General features: G+C 58.9%; 20 protein-coding genes. 15 read left to right on the top strand and 5 right to left on the bottom strand.

Translation table 11 applies throughout. From position 1 onward, the window contains the following. Nucleotides 1-138: 138 nt before the first annotated feature. The 3 genes from rpmG to radC all read right to left on the bottom strand — a co-directional run bounded on the left by rpmG (nt 139) and on the right by radC (nt 1,487). Entirely contained in the window at nt 139-306 is a 168-nt protein-coding gene (rpmG, locus tag ASN89_RS17190; RefSeq protein WP_010400929.1) for a 50S ribosomal protein L33, read from the bottom strand. 22 nt (nt 307-328) lie between these two features. Further along, entirely contained in the window at nt 329-565 is a 237-nt protein-coding gene (gene rpmB, locus ASN89_RS17185) for a 50S ribosomal protein L28 (protein ID WP_010400928.1), read from the bottom strand. 247 nt (nt 566-812) lie between these two features. After that, nucleotides 813-1,487 (bottom strand): RadC family protein, encoded by a 675-nt coding sequence (gene radC, locus ASN89_RS17180; protein WP_058050129.1) that lies wholly within the window; start codon nt 1,485-1,487, stop codon nt 813-815. Between the two features lie 120 nt (nt 1,488-1,607). On the opposite strand from radC, the gene ASN89_RS17175 reads away from it, so the two are divergent. The 6 genes from ASN89_RS17175 to ASN89_RS17145 all read left to right on the top strand — a co-directional run bounded on the left by ASN89_RS17175 (nt 1,608) and on the right by ASN89_RS17145 (nt 7,005). Beyond that, on the top strand, nt 1,608-2,063 hold the full coding sequence (locus tag ASN89_RS17175) for an FKBP-type peptidyl-prolyl cis-trans isomerase (protein ID WP_034747468.1): 456 nt from the start codon (nt 1,608-1,610) through the stop codon (nt 2,061-2,063). A gap of 9 nt (nt 2,064-2,072) precedes the next feature. Then, a complete protein-coding gene (gene ispH, locus ASN89_RS17170) occupies nt 2,073-3,020 on the top strand; it encodes a 4-hydroxy-3-methylbut-2-enyl diphosphate reductase (protein ID WP_034747471.1) in 948 nt (315 codons plus the stop codon). A 295-nt stretch (nt 3,021-3,315) separates the two neighbouring features. Then, entirely contained in the window at nt 3,316-4,245 is a 930-nt protein-coding gene (locus ASN89_RS17160; protein ID WP_034747477.1) for a branched-chain amino acid ABC transporter permease, read from the top strand. 22 nt (nt 4,246-4,267) lie between these two features. Beyond that, complete coding sequence (locus ASN89_RS17155) at nt 4,268-5,485, top strand: ABC transporter permease subunit (protein WP_046685998.1); 1,218 nt, start codon at nt 4,268-4,270, stop codon at nt 5,483-5,485. 12 nt (nt 5,486-5,497) lie between these two features. After that, a complete protein-coding gene (locus ASN89_RS17150) occupies nt 5,498-6,271 on the top strand; it encodes an ABC transporter ATP-binding protein (RefSeq protein ID WP_034747484.1) in 774 nt (257 codons plus the stop codon). A gap of 11 nt (nt 6,272-6,282) precedes the next feature. Then, entirely contained in the window at nt 6,283-7,005 is a 723-nt protein-coding gene (locus ASN89_RS17145; protein ID WP_138829074.1) for an ABC transporter ATP-binding protein, read from the top strand. Between the two features lie 115 nt (nt 7,006-7,120). On the opposite strand, the gene ASN89_RS17140 is transcribed toward ASN89_RS17145, so the two are convergent. After that, nucleotides 7,121-7,687 carry a phasin family protein gene (locus ASN89_RS17140; RefSeq protein ID WP_046685995.1) on the bottom strand — a complete coding sequence of 189 codons (567 nt, stop codon included), beginning with the start codon at nt 7,685-7,687 and terminating at the stop codon, nt 7,121-7,123. A gap of 351 nt (nt 7,688-8,038) precedes the next feature. Here ASN89_RS17140 and ASN89_RS17135 point away from each other — a divergent pair, with 351 nt between their 5' ends. The 3 genes from ASN89_RS17135 to pbpG all read left to right on the top strand — a co-directional run bounded on the left by ASN89_RS17135 (nt 8,039) and on the right by pbpG (nt 10,946). Next, nucleotides 8,039-8,956, top strand: a complete 918-nt coding sequence (locus tag ASN89_RS17135; RefSeq protein WP_046685994.1) for a DMT family transporter — start codon at nt 8,039-8,041, stop codon at nt 8,954-8,956. 19 nt (nt 8,957-8,975) lie between these two features. Beyond that, nucleotides 8,976-9,695 carry a nitroreductase gene (locus ASN89_RS17130; RefSeq protein WP_058050128.1) on the top strand — a complete coding sequence of 240 codons (720 nt, stop codon included), beginning with the start codon at nt 8,976-8,978 and terminating at the stop codon, nt 9,693-9,695. A gap of 177 nt (nt 9,696-9,872) precedes the next feature. Then, nucleotides 9,873-10,946, top strand: a complete 1,074-nt coding sequence (gene pbpG, locus ASN89_RS17125) for a D-alanyl-D-alanine endopeptidase (RefSeq protein ID WP_046685992.1) — start codon at nt 9,873-9,875, stop codon at nt 10,944-10,946. A 32-nt stretch (nt 10,947-10,978) separates the two neighbouring features. Here the strand turns inward: pbpG and ASN89_RS17120 are convergent, their stop codons facing one another. Then, on the bottom strand, nt 10,979-11,758 hold the full coding sequence (locus tag ASN89_RS17120) for an IclR family transcriptional regulator (RefSeq protein ID WP_046685991.1): 780 nt from the start codon (nt 11,756-11,758) through the stop codon (nt 10,979-10,981). Nucleotides 11,759-11,911: 153 nt separating this feature from the next. Here ASN89_RS17120 and ASN89_RS17115 point away from each other — a divergent pair, with 153 nt between their 5' ends. From ASN89_RS17115 to cysW, 6 genes are all read left to right on the top strand, one after another. Continuing rightward, nucleotides 11,912-12,295, top strand: coding sequence for a diacylglycerol kinase (locus tag ASN89_RS17115; RefSeq protein WP_035821531.1), 384 nt, complete (start codon nt 11,912-11,914; stop codon nt 12,293-12,295). A 130-nt stretch (nt 12,296-12,425) separates the two neighbouring features. Then, nucleotides 12,426-13,430, top strand: a complete 1,005-nt coding sequence (locus ASN89_RS17110) for a sulfate ABC transporter substrate-binding protein (RefSeq protein ID WP_058050127.1) — start codon at nt 12,426-12,428, stop codon at nt 13,428-13,430. 44 nt (nt 13,431-13,474) lie between these two features. Beyond that, nucleotides 13,475-14,041 (top strand): RBBP9/YdeN family alpha/beta hydrolase, encoded by a 567-nt coding sequence (locus ASN89_RS17105; protein ID WP_034747509.1) that lies wholly within the window; start codon nt 13,475-13,477, stop codon nt 14,039-14,041. A 42-nt stretch (nt 14,042-14,083) separates the two neighbouring features. After that, complete coding sequence (locus ASN89_RS17100) at nt 14,084-14,722, top strand: peroxiredoxin (protein ID WP_058050126.1); 639 nt, start codon at nt 14,084-14,086, stop codon at nt 14,720-14,722. A 229-nt stretch (nt 14,723-14,951) separates the two neighbouring features. Next, nucleotides 14,952-15,761: a sulfate ABC transporter permease subunit CysT gene (gene cysT / locus ASN89_RS17095; protein ID WP_099408869.1), complete on the top strand. Its 810-nt coding sequence runs from the start codon at nt 14,952-14,954 to the stop codon at nt 15,759-15,761. Beyond that, nucleotides 15,758-16,684 carry a sulfate ABC transporter permease subunit CysW gene (cysW, locus tag ASN89_RS17090; protein ID WP_034747965.1) on the top strand — a complete coding sequence of 309 codons (927 nt, stop codon included), beginning with the start codon at nt 15,758-15,760 and terminating at the stop codon, nt 16,682-16,684. The genes cysT and cysW overlap by 4 nt, the downstream gene beginning before the upstream one ends.

The raw sequence follows: 16,684 nt of genomic DNA, 5'->3' as shown, positions 1-16,684 counted from the left end.
AAGCTGCCGCAACATATCAAAGCCCTGGTTTCCAGGGCTTTTTTTTCGTTCTGACAAAAGGGAGAGGGAAGGGCGTAAAAATCAGGGCGAAAAAAAACCGCTCATTGGAGCGGCTCTTTTTACAGAACACAATATCAATTACTTGATCTTGGTTTCTTTGTACGTTACGTGCTTGCGTGCTTTAGGATCGAATTTCATGATCTCCATTTTCGCAGGCGTCGTACGCTTGTTTTTGGTAGTCGTGTAGAAGTGACCCGTACCGGCGGTCGATTCTAACTTGATTTTGTCGCGGCCTGATTTTGCCATGATAGCTCCCTTATTCTGCTAATTAGACTTTTTCGCCACGAGCGCGCATATCGACCAATACGGCGTCGATGCCGACTTTATCGATGACGCGCAGACCGGCGTTGGACAAACGCAGGGAGACCCAGCGGTTTTCAGATTCAACAAAAATACGACGATTCTGCAAGTTAGGCAAAAAACGACGTTTGGTTTTGTTGTTTGCATGGGAAACATTGTTGCCGACCATCGGCTTCTTCCCAGTGACTTGGCAAACACGTGCCATGGCGCACTCCTTAAAGATATTCCAAATTGGAAAAACGAGAGTATATCCAAAATAAGCAGATTTATCAATGACTTGCGAAAAACAATTGTGTCATGTTGTATTGAAATAATTTAACAATTTAACTTTTACCTTCCCTCATAGGGGAAAGCACTTGTAAACAGCGTTGTTTACTGCTAGACAAGCCTGCTGCCGTTGTCACGTATGTCCTTGTTTACACATGGTTAACTGCGGTGGAGCGGGCTCTGGCCTAGATTTGCCCATGTTCCGCGAACGAATGCACTTGCCGCCCTGCCACGACGAAATGGTCGAGGATGCGCACGTCCACCAACGACAACGCTTGCACCAGCGCGCGCGTCAGCAGCAGATCCGATTCGCTGGGCTCGGGCGTGCCGGACGGGTGATTGTGCGCCAGCATGATGCTGGCCGCGTTGTGCAGCAGCGCCTGCTTGACCACTTCGCGCGGATACACACTGGTGTGGGTGAGGGTGCCGCGAAACATTTCCTGGGTCGTGATCAGGCGGTTCTTAACGTCCAAAAACAACACGTGGAATGCTTCATGCGCCAGATGGCCCAGGGTCAGGCGCAAGTAATCTTTTACCGCGTGCGGCGAATTGAGGGCCTGGCCCGCCTGCAAGTCCTCAATGATGGCGCGCCGCGCCAGTTCCAGCACGGCTTGCAGCTGAGCAAACTTGGCGCTGCCCATGCCATGCACGGCGGAAAAACTCACGAGGCTGGCGCCAAACAGGCCCCGCAAGGAACCGAAGTGCTCGACCGTATCGCGCGCCAGCTCCACGGCGCTCTTGCCGCGCACGCCCGTGCGCAGGAAGACGGCCAGCAATTCCGCGTCCGACAGCGATTGCGCGCCATCCTCGATCAGGCGTTCGCGCGGCCGTTCGCCGGCCGGCCAATCCTTGATGCCCATGCTGTTCTCCTGTTTGGCACCGGCGCGTGCCCCAGTACGTGCTTCTTTGACGAAGCCATGGGGCAGGCGCGGCCAGTGTGGCTTACAATATCGTTTTGCACCAGTTACTTGAAAACCACTATGTCCAACGAGCAACCAGCAGTCGTCACCGAAGCGGCTTACCTCACCCTGCATTATCGTCTTGCTACTGTTGACGGTACTGATATTGTCACTACCTTCAGCGGAAATCCCGCGACCTTGATGCTGGGACAGGGCCAGCTGGCGCCATTCCTTGAGCAGCGTTTGCTGGGCTTGCCTGAAGGCACGCACCAGACGTTCGAGCTGGCGGCCGGCGAAGGCTTTGGCGAGCGCAATCCCGAGCTGGTGCAATCCGTCTCGCGCGCGACGCTGGACGAGAACTCGGTGCCTGGTGCCGACTACAAGATCGGCGACCTGGTCGACTTCGCCGCGCCGGGCGGCGGCCGCTTTGCCGGCGTATTGCGCGAACTGCGCGACGACTCGGCCCTGTTCGACTTCAATCATCCGCTGGCGGGTCAGCCGCTGCGTTTTGAAGTCAAGCTCATTTCGGTCCTGTAAGGAGTAGCGATGGATAAAGAACTGTTACTGGCCCAGCCCCGCGGTTTCTGCGCTGGCGTCGACCGGGCGATCGAAATCGTCGAACGCGCCTTGCAGCAATTTGGCGCACCGATCTATGTGCGCCATGAAATCGTCCACAACGCCTATGTGGTGGCCGACTTGCGCAACAAGGGCGCCATCTTCATCGACGACCTCGATGACGTGCCTGCTGGCAATACGCTCGTGTTTTCCGCCCATGGCGTGTCGAAAGCCGTGCGTGCCGAGGCGGAGTCGCGCGGCCTGAGCATTTTTGATGCGACTTGCCCGCTCGTTACCAAGGTGCACATGGAAGTGGGCAAGATGCGCCGCGAAGGCCGCGAGATCATCATGATCGGCCACGATGGCCATCCCGAGGTCGAAGGCACGATGGGCCAGGCCGATATGGGCATGCATCTGGTGGAAACGCTCGACGATGTGGCGAAATTGCAGGTCGCCAATCCGGAGAGCCTGGCCTATGTTTCGCAAACAACGTTGTCAGTTGACGACACTAGCGACATTATTGCGGCCTTGAAAGCGAAATATCCGAATATCGCCGAGCCGAAAAAAGGCGACATTTGCTACGCCACCACGAACCGCCAGGAAGCCGTCAAATTCATGGCGCCGCTGGTGGAAGTGGTGATCGTCGTGGGCAGCCCGAACAGCTCGAATTCGAACCGCCTGCGCGAAGTGGCAGACAAGATGGGCACGCCTGCCTACATGGTCGACAATGCCTCGCAGATCGATCCCGCCTGGCTGGAAGGCAAGCTGCGCGTGGGTGTGACGGCTGGCGCCTCGGCGCCCGAGGTGCTGGTGCAAGCCGTCATCGACCGCTTGAAAGAGTGCGGCGTGAAGAGCGTGCGCCCGCTTGACGGCGTGCAGGAAGCCGTCACGTTCCCGATGCCGAAAGGCCTCGATGGCATCAAGCGCGACGTCGCCTGAGTCTGTATGGCTGTTGAGTATCGATGAAATAGTTGCCTCAAAACAGAATTTAATTCGGAAATGATCGATTTATTCCAAGTTTAGTTTTTGCAAAAGATCGTTATGATTGCCTCAAGCTTGAATATGTTGTCGTTATGACTAAGCAAGGTCACGCCCGTTTTGAGTGCGTGCACCATGCTGGTGAGAACGGTCCAGGGATGGCACTGCAGGAATTCTTCCTCCGGTGCCGTTTTTGTATCAGCGGCATGTTCTGGCGGAAGTTGTTCCCGAAAAATGCATATTTGATAGGGCAATCATGGATACATTCATCCAGCAGATCATTAACGGCTTGGTGTTGGGCAGCATGTATGCCTTAGTCGCCCTCGGTTACACCATGGTGTACGGCGTGCTGAACCTGATCAACTTCGCCCACGGCGACGTGCTCATGATCGGCGCCATGGTGGGCCTGACCATTCTCAAGCTGCTGGGCATCTATGTACCGGACTGGCCCGGCTATCTGAAACTGGCCACGGCCATCCTCGGCGCCATTCCCATCTGTATTCTGGTCAACATCATCATCGAGCGGGTCGCCTACCGCCGCCTGCGCAACGCCCCCCGCCTCGCCCCCCTGATTACCGCCATCGGCGTCTCCATCCTGCTGCAAACCTTCGCCATGATGATCTGGACGCGCAATCCCTTGCCCTTCCCGCAATTGCTGTCGACCGACCCTATCAACATAGGCGGCGCCGTGATTTCGCAAACGCAAGTGTTGCTGCTGGCCCTGGCCGCGCTGTCGATGGGCGGATTGGTGTTGTTGGTGGAAAAAACCCGCATGGGACGCGCCATGCGCGCCACGGCGGAAAACCCCCGCGTGGCAGGGCTGATGGGCGTCGATTCCGACAAGGTCATCGTGGCCACCTTTGCCATCGGCGCCGCGCTGGCGGCCGTGGCGGGCGTGATGTGGGGCGCCAACTATGCCTCCATTCAATTTTCCATGGGTGCCATTCCCGGCTTGAAGGCGTTCTGCGCGGCGGTGCTGGGCGGCATCGGCAATATTTATGGCGCCATGCTGGGCGGTATCTTGCTGGGCATTATCGAGAGCCTGGGTGCCGGCTATATCGGCGACATCACGGGCGGCTTCCTGGGCAGCCATTACCAGGATATCTTTGCCTTCGTCGTGCTGATCATCGTGCTGACCCTGCGCCCGTCCGGCATCATGGGCGAACGCGTGGCCGACCGTGCCTGATGTAAAACTGGGAGATTAAATCATGGCACTACTCGATTTCGACGCAAAAAAGAATCCCGCCAAGGCCTACGCCGGCATGCTGGGTCTGGCCGCGCTGCTGGTGGTGTTCCCGTTCTTTGCCGCCCAGTTCGGCAACTCGTGGGTACGCATCATCGACATGGCCTTGCTGTACATCATGCTGGCCCTGGGCTTGAACATCGTCGTCGGCTTTGCCGGCCTGCTGGACCTCGGCTACATCGCCTTCTACGCCGTGGGCGCCTACCTGACGGCCTTGCTGGCGTCGCCCCAGTTCGCCATCCTGCTTGAATCGGTGGTGAATCAGTATCCGGTGCTGGGCGAAACCCTGGTGCAACTGATGGGGCCGGAAATCCGCGAAAACGGCATTCATTTGTCGATCTGGATCATCGTGCCGCTGGCCGCAGCCGTGGCCGGCCTGTTCGGCGCCTTGCTGGGCGCGCCTACGCTCAAGTTGCGCGGCGACTACCTGGCCATCGTCACCCTGGGCTTTGGCGAGATCATCCGCATCTTCATGAACAATCTGAATGACCCGATCAATTTCACGAACGGGCCGCAAGGCATCAATCTGATCGACCCCATCCGCATCTTCGGCGTCAATCTGGCGGGCGAGGCGGGCACCAACAGCACCGTCACGGTGGCCGGATTTTCCATGCCGTCCGTGAACGCCTATTACTTTTTGTTCCTGTTCCTGTGCATCGCCGTCGTGTTCGTCACCAAGCGCCTGCAGCATTCGCGCCTGGGCCGTGCCTGGGTGGCCATCCGCGAAGACGAGATCGCCGCCAAGGCCATGGGCATCAATACGCGCAACGTCAAATTGCTGGCCTTTTCCATGGGCGCCTCGTTCGGCGGCGTGGCCGGTGCCATGTTTGCCTCGTTCCAGGGCTTTGTCTCGCCGGAATCGTTTTCCTTGACGGAATCGATCGCCGTGCTGGCCATGGTGGTGCTGGGCGGCATCGGCCACATTCCCGGCGTGATCCTCGGCGGCGTGATCCTCGCTTCGATACCGGAAGTGTTGCGCCACGTGGTGGAGCCGGCCCAGCAGGCGCTGTTCGGCCATGTAGTGATCGAGGCGGAAGTATTGCGCCAGTTGTTGTACGGCCTGGCCATGGTCTTGATCATGCTCAACCGTCCTGCGGGCCTGTGGCCATCGCCGAAGCACGAAGACCGGCCCGACCACGACGTCGACCAGCCGAACAAATCCACCGGCGTCGTGTCCGCTTAAGGGAGGGATAGCATGAGCGAACAGATCATTCTCAATATTGCCGGCGTGAATAAACGTTTTGGCGGCTTGCAGGCGCTCACCGACGTGGGCATCACCATCCGGCAAGGGCAAATCTATGGCTTGATCGGCCCGAACGGGGCCGGCAAGACGACGTTTTTCAACGTGATCACGGGCCTGTACCAGCCCGACACGGGCACTTTCGAGCTGGCCGGCAAGCCGTATTCACCATCCGCGCCGCACAAGGTGGCCAAGGCGGGCATTGCGCGCACCTTCCAGAACATCCGTTTGTTTGGCGACATGACGGCGCTGGAAAACGTGATGGTGGGGCGCCACGTGCGCTCGCATCAGGGCGTGTTCGGCGCCATCTTCCGCCACAAGGCGGCGCGCGAGGAAGAGGCGTCGATCCGCAAGCGGGCCATGGAGCTGCTCGACTTCGTCGGCATCGCCCAGTTCGCCAGCCGCACGGCGCGCTTTTTGTCGTACGGCGACCAGCGGCGCCTGGAAATCGCCCGCGCGCTGGCCACCGACCCGCAACTGCTGGCGCTCGACGAGCCGGCGGCCGGCATGAACGCGACGGAAAAGCTGGCCCTGCGCGAGCTGTTGGTGAAAATCAAGGCTGAAGGCAAGACCGTGCTGTTGATCGAGCACGACGTGAAACTGATGATGGGATTGTGCGACCGCATCACGGTGCTCGAGTATGGCAAGCGCATCGCCGAAGGCTTGCCGGCCGAAATACAACAGAACCCGGCCGTCATCGAGGCTTATCTGGGAGGATCGCACGCATGAGTAACGATGGCTTGAACAAGAATGTATTGAAGGTATCGGGCTTGCACGTGGCCTACGGCGGCATCAAGGCCGTGAAAGGCATCGACCTGGAAGTGAACGAGGGCGAGCTGATCGCCCTGATCGGCGCGAACGGCGCCGGCAAGACGACGACCTTGAAAGCCATCACGGGCACTTTGCCGGCCTGCAAGGTCGAAGGTACGATCAGTTACCTGGGCGAATCGCTCAAGGGGACGAAATCGTTTCATTTGGTGGAAAGAAAACTGGCCATGGTGCCGGAAGGGCGGGGCGTGTTTACCCGCATGTCGATCCGCGAAAACCTCATGATGGGCGCTTACACGCGCACGGACAAGGCCGGTGTCGAGGACGATATCGCCAAGTGGTTCGACGTGTTTCCGCGCCTGAAAGAACGGGCGGCGCAGATGGCCGGCACCCTGTCGGGCGGCGAGCAGCAGATGCTGGCCATGGCGAGGGCCTTGATGAGTCATCCGAAATTGCTGCTGCTCGACGAGCCGTCGATGGGCCTGTCGCCCATCATGGTCGAGAAAATCTTCGAGGTAATCCGCAAGGTGTCGTCCGAAGGCATCACGATCTTGCTGGTCGAACAGAATGCCCGTTTGGCCCTGCAAGCGGCGCACCGCGGCTATGTGATGGATTCCGGCCTGGTCACCATGGGCGGTAACGCGGCCGCCATGCTCGATGACCCGCGCGTGAAGGCGGCGTATCTGGGCGAGTAAGCGCGCATAAAAAATGCCCCAGCTGGGCTGGGGCATAATGGCATCCGTCGGGGAAGTACGGGATGGATGCCTGGAGGAGCTAGTGCAGCGGACCGCCGTAGCGGTCGCGCAGGAATTACTTGGCGGCAGCGCGTGGCACGACTTTTTCAGCTGCTTGCGTGAACTGGTTCACGGCCGATGCCAGGTTCGCTTCGATGGCTTCGACGGCTTGCTTGCTGGTTTTCGAGAATTGCTCGTAGCCTGCGTTGGCGTTGCCGATGGCGCTTTTCAGGATGGCGACGGCGTTTTCCGAACCGGCTGGCGCGTTCTTGGTAACTTCTTCCACCAGCGAAATTACCTTGCGGTTGGTTTCAGCGATTTGCGATTCAGCTGCTTTGCTGAACTCGGCTTGGGTGCCGGACGTGATGGCAGCCAGGTGACGGCCGTAAGCGATGGCTTTTTCGGCGCTAGGCTGGGCTTGAGCAGCGCTCAGCGAGAAGAATTCTTGTGGATCTTTTGCCGACAGCAATTGCTTGGCGGCGGCGGTCGATTCTTCCAGGGTCGCTTTGGCGGCGGTCAGGTTCAGTTCGACGATCTTTTCGATGCCTTCGAAGGCTTTGCCCGTCAGCGACGAGAACAGGGCGAATTGGGCTTCCAGGTTGGCTTTGGTAGCGGACGAAAATTGCTCAGGAATTGAAAACATATAAATCTCCAAAAAATCGAAATCTGGTTAATTTGATGCTGCGTGTACCGTTTGGGAAAGCAGGTGAATCTAAATTTTTCAAGCTGAACAAGAATTGTGCAACGCAACAAACCCTATTCTACGGTTAAAAAAAACGAAGTCAAGCGTTTCTTGTGCGATGCAACAATTGAATAGATTTGCATCAAAAGTCATTGTTTCTAAAGAGAAATATTTGATTTCTAGGTGTCAATGGTTTATGCCTAAACTATCATTTCCAGCGGCTACGGGGACGATCGCGGCGCAGCATGCTAGACTTTGCCTCCCGCACTGGCACAGCGCTCCGGTGCCGATCCTGTTTCCCGAGTTGATACCATGTCCAATCTTCCCGCCGCGGCTGGCGCCAGCGGCAAAGCCTCTTTTCTGACCACTCTGACGCCGATGGCCTTGCCTGGCTTCTTTGTGTTGTTATGGAGCACAGGTTTTATCGTCGCCAAGTTCGGCCTGCCATACGCGCCCCCGCTGACCTTTTTGCTGCTGCGCTTCCTGGGGGTGCTGGTGATCCTGCTGCCGCTGGTGCTGCTGTTGCGCGCGCCGTGGCCCGTGGGACAGTTCCGCCAGATCGCCGTTGCCGGCATCTTGATGCAAGCGGGCTATCTGGCCGGCGTCTGGTGCGCCATCAAGCTGGGCATGCCGGCTGGCCTGTCCGCCCTGATCGTGGGCATGCAGCCCGTGTTGACGGCCTGCGCCGCACCGCTGATCGGTGAATCCGTGCGCCCGCGCCAGTGGCTGGGCCTGTTCTTCGGCTTGCTGGGCGTGGCCCTCGTCGTGTATGCGAAGATCAACCTCGTGGGCCTGACCGTGGAAAGCGTGCTGCTGTGCGTGTTCGCCCTGCTGTCAATGACGGCAGGCACCATGTACCAAAAACGCCACTGTCCGCAATTCGACTTGCGCACCGGCACGGTGGTGCAGTTTGCCGCCTCCATCGTCGTGGTCTTGCCATTCGCCCTATATTACGAAGGGCTGGACCTGCATTTCAGCAATGTGCAATGGACGGCGAATTTCATCGGCGCCTTGCTGTGGTCGGTACTCGTGCTGTCCATCGGCGCCATCTTCCTGCTGTTCGCCCTGATCCGCCGCAGCGACGCCACGAAAGTGACGGGCTTGCTGTACCTGACGCCGCCCACGACGGCCGTGATGGCCTGGCTGATGTTTGGCGAAGCATTCAATATGCTGGGCATCGCCGGCATGCTGGTGGCCGTGGTTGGCGTGGTGTTTGTCGTCAAGAAGTAGAGAGCAGGAGAGCAGGGCAGTGAACAAGCAAGCATCTGAAACACAGGCGGCGCAGCAAACCGTCGACGCCGTCATTCTGTCGCGTCGTTCGATTCGCGCCTTTTTGCCCACGCCGGTGGCGCAGGACGATATCGCGCGCATCCTGGAAGTGGCGGCGCGCGCGCCCTCGGGCGCGAACATGCAGCCGTGGAAAGTGTATGTGCTGTCGGGCGAGGCGCGCGCGCGGCTGTCGCGCCGCATCCTCGACGTCTATGCCGCACCGAAGGCGCCCGATGCGCCCGCGCGCACGGCGTCGTATATCTATTACCCGCGCCAGTGGACGGCGCCGTTCATCGAACGCCGCCGCAAGATCGGCCTGGACCTGTATCAGCTGCTGGGCCTGGAGCGGGGCGATACGGTCGGCATGGCTGCCCAGCATGGACGCAATTTCCAGTTTTTCGATGCGCCCGTCGGCTTGATCTTTACCATCGAACGGGTGCTGGAACAGGGTTCCTGGCTCGACTACGGTATGTTCTTGCAAAATATCATGCTGGCGGCGCGCGCGCGCGGGCTCGACACGTGCCCGCAGGCGGCCTTCATCCATTACCATGACATCATTCGCGACGAACTGGGCGTGCCGGCCAGCGAAATGGTGGTGTGCGGCATGGCCCTTGGCTATGCCGATCCGGACAAAATCGAGAACCGCCTGAGCACGGAACGCGAGCCGCTGGCCGGCTTTGTTAAATTCATGGACAAATAGGCATTACTGGCGATGCGCACAGGCAAATAGCCGATTAAGGATGAGCTTGTTTGCTGATCGCTAACGATTTGTATTTCAGTACTGCAATAAATACTGTCGTAACTGTTAAATAGGCTTGCGATTACTCTGCATTTCGCTACACTGCAATAAGGCAACAGCTTCACGGGGAATTATCGAATGGCTAAGTTTAAACTTGCGCTGGGTGTCCTGGCTTCCCTGCTGTTTGCACTGGCGCCGGCTGCGGCCGTGCACGCCAAGGAAGCGAACGGCAAATCCTCAGCCTCCAAGAAACACAACACCAAGAAAGTCAAAGTCGTGCTGCGCAAGGGCGCGACGGCCGCGCCGCGCGAAAAGAGCGTGCGCCGGGTCGTCATGGTGCGTGGCAAACGCAAGGTCATCTATCAAAAAATCAGCAGCGTGGCCGTGCCCATGGCCGCACCGATGCCCACCATGGGCGACCTGGCCGGCCTGAACCTCACGCGCGATCCGCTCGACCTCAAGTCGAGCGTGGCGCTGGTGCTGGACCAGGCCAATTCGGAAGTGCTGTTTGAAAAGAATTCGAATGTCGCCCTGCCCATCGCCTCCATCACCAAGATGATGACGGGTCTGGTGGTGGTCGAAGCGCATCAGGACATGGATGAATTGCTGACGATCACGGACGAGGACGTCGACCGCGCGAAGTTCAGCAGCTCGCGCCTGAAAGTGGGTTCGCAATTGACACGCGCAAATATGCTGCACATCGCCCTGATGAGTTCGGAAAACCGGGCCGCCTCGGCGCTGGGCCGCAATTATCCGGGCGGCTTGTCGGCATTTGTCGACGCCATGAACAGCAAGGCGCGCCAGCTGGGCATGATGGATACGCATTACGTCGATTCCAGTGGCCTGTCAAAAATGAACGTGGCCAGCGCGCGCGACCTGGGCAAGCTGGCCATGGCCGCTTTCCGCCATCCGCTGCTGCGCGAGTACTCGACGGACCCGAAAGCCATCGTCGAAGCCAGCGGCCAGCCCATGCAGTTTGGCAATACGAATCATCTGGTGGCCAACCCGGGCTGGGAAATCGGCTTGCAAAAGACGGGCTTTATCAATGAGGCGGGACGTTGCCTGATGATGCAGGCTGTCATCGAAGGACGGGCCGTGATCATGGTTTTCCTCGATTCCAAGGGAAAACAGTCGCGCACGGCCGATGCGGGCCGCATGCGCAAGTGGCTGGAGGCTTTAAAACCTGCCAACATGAGTCTGCCAGGCGGCTAAAAGAAACAGGGCGGCGTTGCTGCCCTGCTTCTTTAGTCTTGGGGTATAAACCCCAAAGTCACTGAAATCTGGTTGGCCGTTTCCACCAGGTCCACCAGCCACTCATCCTGCAGGCGGTCGGCTGGCGCCGAGATCGACAGGCCCGCGATCAGCTTGCCGGAATCGTCGCGGATGCCGGCGGCCATGCAGCGCACGCCCAGTTCCAGCTCTTCATTGTCGCGCGCATAGCCGCGTTCGCGCACCAGGCTCAGTTCGCGCTCGAGCTTTTGCAGATCCGTGATGGAATTCTTGTTGTGCCCGGCCAAGCCCGTGCGCGTGGCATACGCTCGGATGGCTTTCGGCTCATCGACGGAGAGGAACAGCTTGCCGGTCGAGGTCAGGTGCAGCGGGCCGCGGCCGCCGATGGCGCGCACCACCTGCATGCCCGAGCGTTCGGAAAAGGCGCGGTCGATGTAGACGATCTCGTCGCCCTGGCGCACGGACAGGTTGATCGTTTGCTGGGTTTTCTTGTGCAGCTGGCGCATGAAGTCCAGCGCCGCTTCGCGCACGCTGAGGCGGCTTTTCACCACATTGCCCAGTTCCAGCAGGCGCATGCCCAGCCGGTACGTGCCAGGTTCGATGCGGTCGACAAAACGCGTCAGCACCATGTCGTTGAGGATGCGGTGCGCCGTCGAGGGGTGCAGGCCCGATACTTTGGACAATTCCTTCAGGCTGACCGGGTCGGAATATTTGGCCAGGGCATCGAGCAGGGCGACCATGCGCTCGATCACCTGGATCGTCGTCTTCGGGGCAGCGACCGGTTCAATTTTCATGATGGATTTGGTGCAATGCAGTATTCATGCTTCTTTATACCATGATGTGAAAAAATAGTGAAATGTTCCGAGATATTCAGCGAATAAATTGTCACAATTCTCATATTGACCCTCATAATTGGCGGCTGGACGTACTTGGAACCCTGGAAAACTATGCAACCTGTGAATGAATTCAAGAGCAAAAGCGGCTTGAAACGGATTTTTTCCGCCTTTTTCTACTCGCTCGATGGCTTGAAGGCGGCCTGGCGCCACGAACACGCGTTCCGCCAGGAGCTGGGCCTGTTCGTCGTCGGCACGGTGATCGCCTTGCTGCTGCGCATTTCCGCGTTTGAAAAGCTGGTGCTGATCGGCGTGCTGCTGCTGGTGCTGATCGTCGAACTGATCAATTCGGCAATCGAAGCCGTGGTTGACCGCATTTCGCTCGAACGCCATCCGCTGTCGAAAAATGCCAAGGATTTCGGCAGCGCCGCTGTGCTGCTGACGTGCATCCTGGCCTTCGCCACCTGGGCCGTTGTATTGTTTAACCGCTTTTATTAGGCACTAAATCCCCGATGCGTGTCGGCTATATGCGGAAATCGCATATCAAACGGCGAAACGCTTCGTTCTCTTTGCGGCCATGGCGCCGTAATCTGGTGGCTCTGCAAGTTCAACCATACGGGGATCTTAGATGCTGTCGAAAAAAATCATCATTGCCGCCGCCATCAGCGCGTTTGCCCTTTTGCAAACGGCGCAGGCTGCCGATATCACCCTGCTTAACGTGTCGTACGATCCGACGCGCGAGCTGTACCAGGATGTGAATACGGCATTTGCCAAGGAGTGGAAAGGCAAGACGGGCGACAACGTCAAGATCAAGCAATCGCACGGCGGTTCCGGCAAGCAGGCGCGCGCCGTCATCGACGGTCTGGAAGCGGACGTGGTCACCCTGGCCCTCGCCTACGACATCGATGCGCTGGCCGAGCACAAGCTGCTGGCCGCCGACTGGCAAAAGCGTTTGGCGCACAACAGCTCGCCTTACACCTCGACCATCGTGTTTCTGGTGCGCAAGGGCAACCCGAAAGGCATCAAGGATTGGAACGACCTGATCAAGCCGGGCGTGTCCGTCATCACGCCGAACCCGAAAACTTCGGGCGGCGCCCGCTGGAACCATCTGGCAGCCTGGGGCTATGCATTGCGCCAGCCGGGCGGCAATGAAGCGAAGGCCAAGGATTTCCTCGGCAAACTGTACAAGAACGTGCCCGTGCTCGATTCCGGCGCGCGCGGCGCCACCACCACCTTCGTCGAGCGCGGCATCGGCGACGTGCTGATCGCTTGGGAAAACGAGGCTTATCTGGCCGTCAAGGAACTGGGCCCGACCAAGTTCGACATCATCACGCCATCCGTCAGCATCCTGGCCGAGCCGCCTGTCGCCGTCGTCGACAAATTTGCCGACAAGCATGGTACGCGCAAGGTGGCCGAGGCTTACCTGAACTACCTGTACACGGATGAAGCGCAAGACATCATCGCGAAAAATTACTACCGTCCGGCAACGGACAAGGCGGCGAAGAAATACGCGTCGCAGTTCGCCAAGGTCAACCTGTTCACCATCGAGCAAGTGGCTGGCGGCTGGACGGCCGCACAGAAGGCGCACTTTGCCGATGGCGGCATCTTCGACCAGATCTACCAGCCCAAGTAATACCGGATGGCACGATTGCCAGACCGTTACTAAAAGGACACATCATGGCGCTGCGCAGCTTTTCTGATTACCGGGTACTGATCGTGCCGGGCTTGCATAACAGCGGTCCCGAACACTGGCAGAGCCGCTGGCAGCGCCTGTATCCGCAATTCGAGCGGGTCGAGCAGGACGACTGGAACGCGCCCGACCTGGCCACCTGGTCGGCGCGCCTGGACCAGGTGCGGCGGCAGGATGCGCGCCCGACCCTGATCGTCGCCCACAGCTTCGGCTGCCTGACGACGGCGCACAGCCTGGCTCGGGACCCGCAGGGCGTGGCCGGCGTGCTGCTGGTGGGGCCGGCCGATCCGGACAAGTTTGGCGTGGCGAAGGCATTGCCGCAAAAGCGGCTGCCTTGCCCCGGCATCCTGATCGCCAGCCAGACCGATCCGTGGATGACGGCCGAGCACGCGGCGCAGTGGGCACGGCGCTGGAATTGCAAGTATATTGATGGCGGTGCGCTGGGCCATATCAACGCCGAGTCGCGCCTTGGCGACTGGGTCTACGGCCAGGCGCAATTGCAAACGCTGTTTGATCTGGCGCAAAGCGACAAGCGCCACCGTCAGGCAGCCTGATTCGACGAATTCGATTGCCACATAACCTCACAGGAGATCACGATGACTTTACGCCTGGGCGATGTCGCCCCTGATTTTGAACAAGACAGCTCGATCGGTCCGCTCAAGTTCCATGAGTGGGCTGGCAATTCCTGGGTGGTGCTGTTCTCCCACCCGGCCGACTTTACCCCCGTGTGCACGACGGAACTGGGCCTGACGGCCAAGCTCAAGCCGGAATTCGACAAGCGCAATGTGAAGGCCATCGCCCTGTCCGTGGACGCGGCCGAGTCGCACAAGAGCTGGATCAAGGATATCGAAGAGACGCAAAACACGGTCGTGGGCTTCCCCATCATCGCCGACGTGGACAAGAAAGTATCGGTGCTGTATGACATGATCCACCCGGAGCAATCCGTCACGGCCACCGTGCGCTCCGTCTTCATCATCGACCCGAACAAGAAAGTACGGCTGATCCTCACGTATCCGCTGAGCACGGGCCGCAACTTCAATGAAATCCTGCGCGTCATCGACGCCCTGCAACTGACGGACTGCTACACGGTGGCCACGCCAGGCAACTGGAAAGACGGCGACGACGTCATCATTCCATTGACCGTGCAAGACCCGGACGTGATCAAGCAGAAGTATCCGAAGGGCTTTACGGCAGCGAAACCTTATCTTCGTCTGACGCCGCAGCCAAATAAATAAACGTTTCAGCTTTCATAAAAACGCACCTGTCCGGTGCGTTTTTTTTCGTCCGCAGATTCCGCCAGCAAGTATGCAAAATCCATCTAAGCAAATGAGAAATGGTTAGTTCTTTTTATAACGGTTGCATGTGATTATTGCGCCCTATAACTCAAAAATGTAATAAGAAGGGGTTTCTATGTCTGCAGCATCAGCAGCACCGCTCAAGGCGCGCGGAGCGCCGTTTCGGGTCATGCCGGGGTTTAAGCTGTCTCTGGGCTTCACGCTCTTTTACCTGGCCCTGATCGTTCTCATCCCGCTGTCGTCGGTGTTCCTGAAGACCTTCACCATGACATGGGACGCCTTCTTCAGCGCCGTCACGTCCGATCGCGTGATGGCGTCGTACCGCCTGACGTTTGGCGCCTCGCTGATCGCGGCCCTGTTGAACGTGGTGTTTGGCGGCATCCTGGCTTGGGTGCTGGTGCGCTATAAATTCCCCGGCAAGCGCATCATCGATGCGCTCGTCGACTTGCCGTTCGCCTTGCCGACGGCCGTGGCCGGCATCACCCTGACGGCCTTGTATTCGTCGAACGGCTGGTTCGGCCAGTTCATCGAAGGCGTGCTGGGCATCAAGGTGGCGTTCACGCCGCTGGGCGTGGTGGTGGCGCTGACCTTCATCGGCTTGCCCTTCGTCGTGCGTACCGTGCAACCGGTGCTGGAAGACGCGGAAAAGGAACTGGAAGAAGCGGCCGCCAGCCTGGGCGCCAATTCCCTGCAAACGTTTATCCGCGTCATCTTCCCCACGATTTTGCCATCCTTGCTGACGGGCTTTGCGCTGGCCTTCGCCCGCGCCACGGGCGAGTACGGTTCCGTGATCTTTATCGCCGGCAATATGCCGATGGTGTCGGAAATCACGCCGCTGTTCATTATTACCAAGCTGGAGCAATACGATTACGCAGGCGCCACGGCCATCGCCGTGGTGATGCTGGTGGTCTCCTTTTTGCTGTTGTTGACGATTAACTTGCTGCAAGCATGGACGCGCGGAAAGGCGAAGAAATCATGAGTACGAATACGACTGCCGCCGCTGGCGTGGACAAGGCGCTGCCGACGGCGCGCCGCTTCGAACCGAATGTCGGCCCCGTTGTGCTGGAACCACTGTGGGTGCGCACGGTCTTGATCACCATCGCCTTGCTGTTCCTGACGGCCTTCCTCATCGTGCCCCTGGTGGCCGTGTTTGCGGAAGCGTTCAAGAAGGGCTGGGAAGCGTACATCGCCGCCATCATCGACCCGGACGCGATTTCTGCGATTAAATTGACCTTGATCACGGCCGCCATCGCCGTGCCGCTGAACCTGGTATTCGGCGTGGCCGCTTCCTGGTGCATCGCCAAGTTCGACTTCCGCGGCAAGAGCATCTTGCTGACCTTGATCGACTTGCCGTTTTCCGTCTCGCCCGTGATTTCCGGCCTGATCTACGTGCTGATGTTTGGCGCCCAGGGCTGGTTCGGCCCGTGGCTGCAGGCGCACGACATCAAGATTCTGTTCGCCGTGCCCGGCATCGTGCTGGCCACCATTTTCATCACCTTCCCGTTCGTGGCGCGCGAACTGATCCCGCTGATGCAGTCGCAGGGCAGCGAAGAGGAAGAGGCCGCCATCGTGCTGGGCGCGTCGGGCTGGAACACTTTCCGCCGGGTCACCTTGCCGAACATCAAGTGGGGTCTGCTGTATGGCGTGATCCTGTGTAATGCGCGCGCCATGGGCGAGTTCGGCGCCGTGTCCGTGGTCTCGGGCCATATCCGCGGCGAAACCAACACCATGCCGCTGCAAGTCGAAATTTTGTACAACGAGTACAACTTTGCCGCCGCATTTGCCGTCGCCTCCCTGCTGGCCCTGCTGGCGCTGGTGACCCTGGCCTTGAAAGCTTTTATTGAGTGGCGTTTGAACGAGAGCGACGCCGACGATTCCGCCTTACGTTCTACGGAGCACTGA

The sequence above is a fragment of the Janthinobacterium sp. Ant5-2-1 genome (genome assembly GCF_001445815.1).
In the GTDB taxonomy this organism is placed as follows: domain Bacteria; phylum Pseudomonadota; class Gammaproteobacteria; order Burkholderiales; family Burkholderiaceae_D; genus Janthinobacterium; species Janthinobacterium lividum_E.
Note: the sequence above shows the minus strand (reverse complement) of the source record. Positions and strands in the feature narration are given on the sequence as shown.

Coding starts and splice junctions, on each gene's coding strand:
- rpmG (WP_010400929.1), bottom strand. CDS start 306: ATGGCAAAATCAGGCCGCGACAAAATCAAGTTAGAATCGACCGCCGGT.
- rpmB (WP_010400928.1), bottom strand. CDS start 565: ATGGCACGTGTTTGCCAAGTCACTGGGAAGAAGCCGATGGTCGGCAAC.
- radC (WP_058050129.1), bottom strand. CDS start 1,487: ATGGGCATCAAGGATTGGCCGGCCGGCGAACGGCCGCGCGAACGCCTG.
- ASN89_RS17175 (WP_034747468.1), top strand. CDS start 1,608: ATGTCCAACGAGCAACCAGCAGTCGTCACCGAAGCGGCTTACCTCACC.
- ispH (WP_034747471.1), top strand. CDS start 2,073: ATGGATAAAGAACTGTTACTGGCCCAGCCCCGCGGTTTCTGCGCTGGC.
- ASN89_RS17160 (WP_034747477.1), top strand. CDS start 3,316: ATGGATACATTCATCCAGCAGATCATTAACGGCTTGGTGTTGGGCAGC.
- ASN89_RS17155 (WP_046685998.1), top strand. CDS start 4,268: ATGGCACTACTCGATTTCGACGCAAAAAAGAATCCCGCCAAGGCCTAC.
- ASN89_RS17150 (WP_034747484.1), top strand. CDS start 5,498: ATGAGCGAACAGATCATTCTCAATATTGCCGGCGTGAATAAACGTTTT.
- ASN89_RS17140 (WP_046685995.1), bottom strand. CDS start 7,687: ATGTTTTCAATTCCTGAGCAATTTTCGTCCGCTACCAAAGCCAACCTG.
- ASN89_RS17135 (WP_046685994.1), top strand. CDS start 8,039: ATGTCCAATCTTCCCGCCGCGGCTGGCGCCAGCGGCAAAGCCTCTTTT.
- pbpG (WP_046685992.1), top strand. CDS start 9,873: ATGGCTAAGTTTAAACTTGCGCTGGGTGTCCTGGCTTCCCTGCTGTTT.
- ASN89_RS17120 (WP_046685991.1), bottom strand. CDS start 11,758: ATGAAAATTGAACCGGTCGCTGCCCCGAAGACGACGATCCAGGTGATC.
- ASN89_RS17115 (WP_035821531.1), top strand. CDS start 11,912: ATGCAACCTGTGAATGAATTCAAGAGCAAAAGCGGCTTGAAACGGATT.
- ASN89_RS17110 (WP_058050127.1), top strand. CDS start 12,426: ATGCTGTCGAAAAAAATCATCATTGCCGCCGCCATCAGCGCGTTTGCC.
- ASN89_RS17105 (WP_034747509.1), top strand. CDS start 13,475: ATGGCGCTGCGCAGCTTTTCTGATTACCGGGTACTGATCGTGCCGGGC.
- ASN89_RS17100 (WP_058050126.1), top strand. CDS start 14,084: ATGACTTTACGCCTGGGCGATGTCGCCCCTGATTTTGAACAAGACAGC.
- cysT (WP_099408869.1), top strand. CDS start 14,952: ATGCCGGGGTTTAAGCTGTCTCTGGGCTTCACGCTCTTTTACCTGGCC.
- cysW (WP_034747965.1), top strand. CDS start 15,758: ATGAGTACGAATACGACTGCCGCCGCTGGCGTGGACAAGGCGCTGCCG.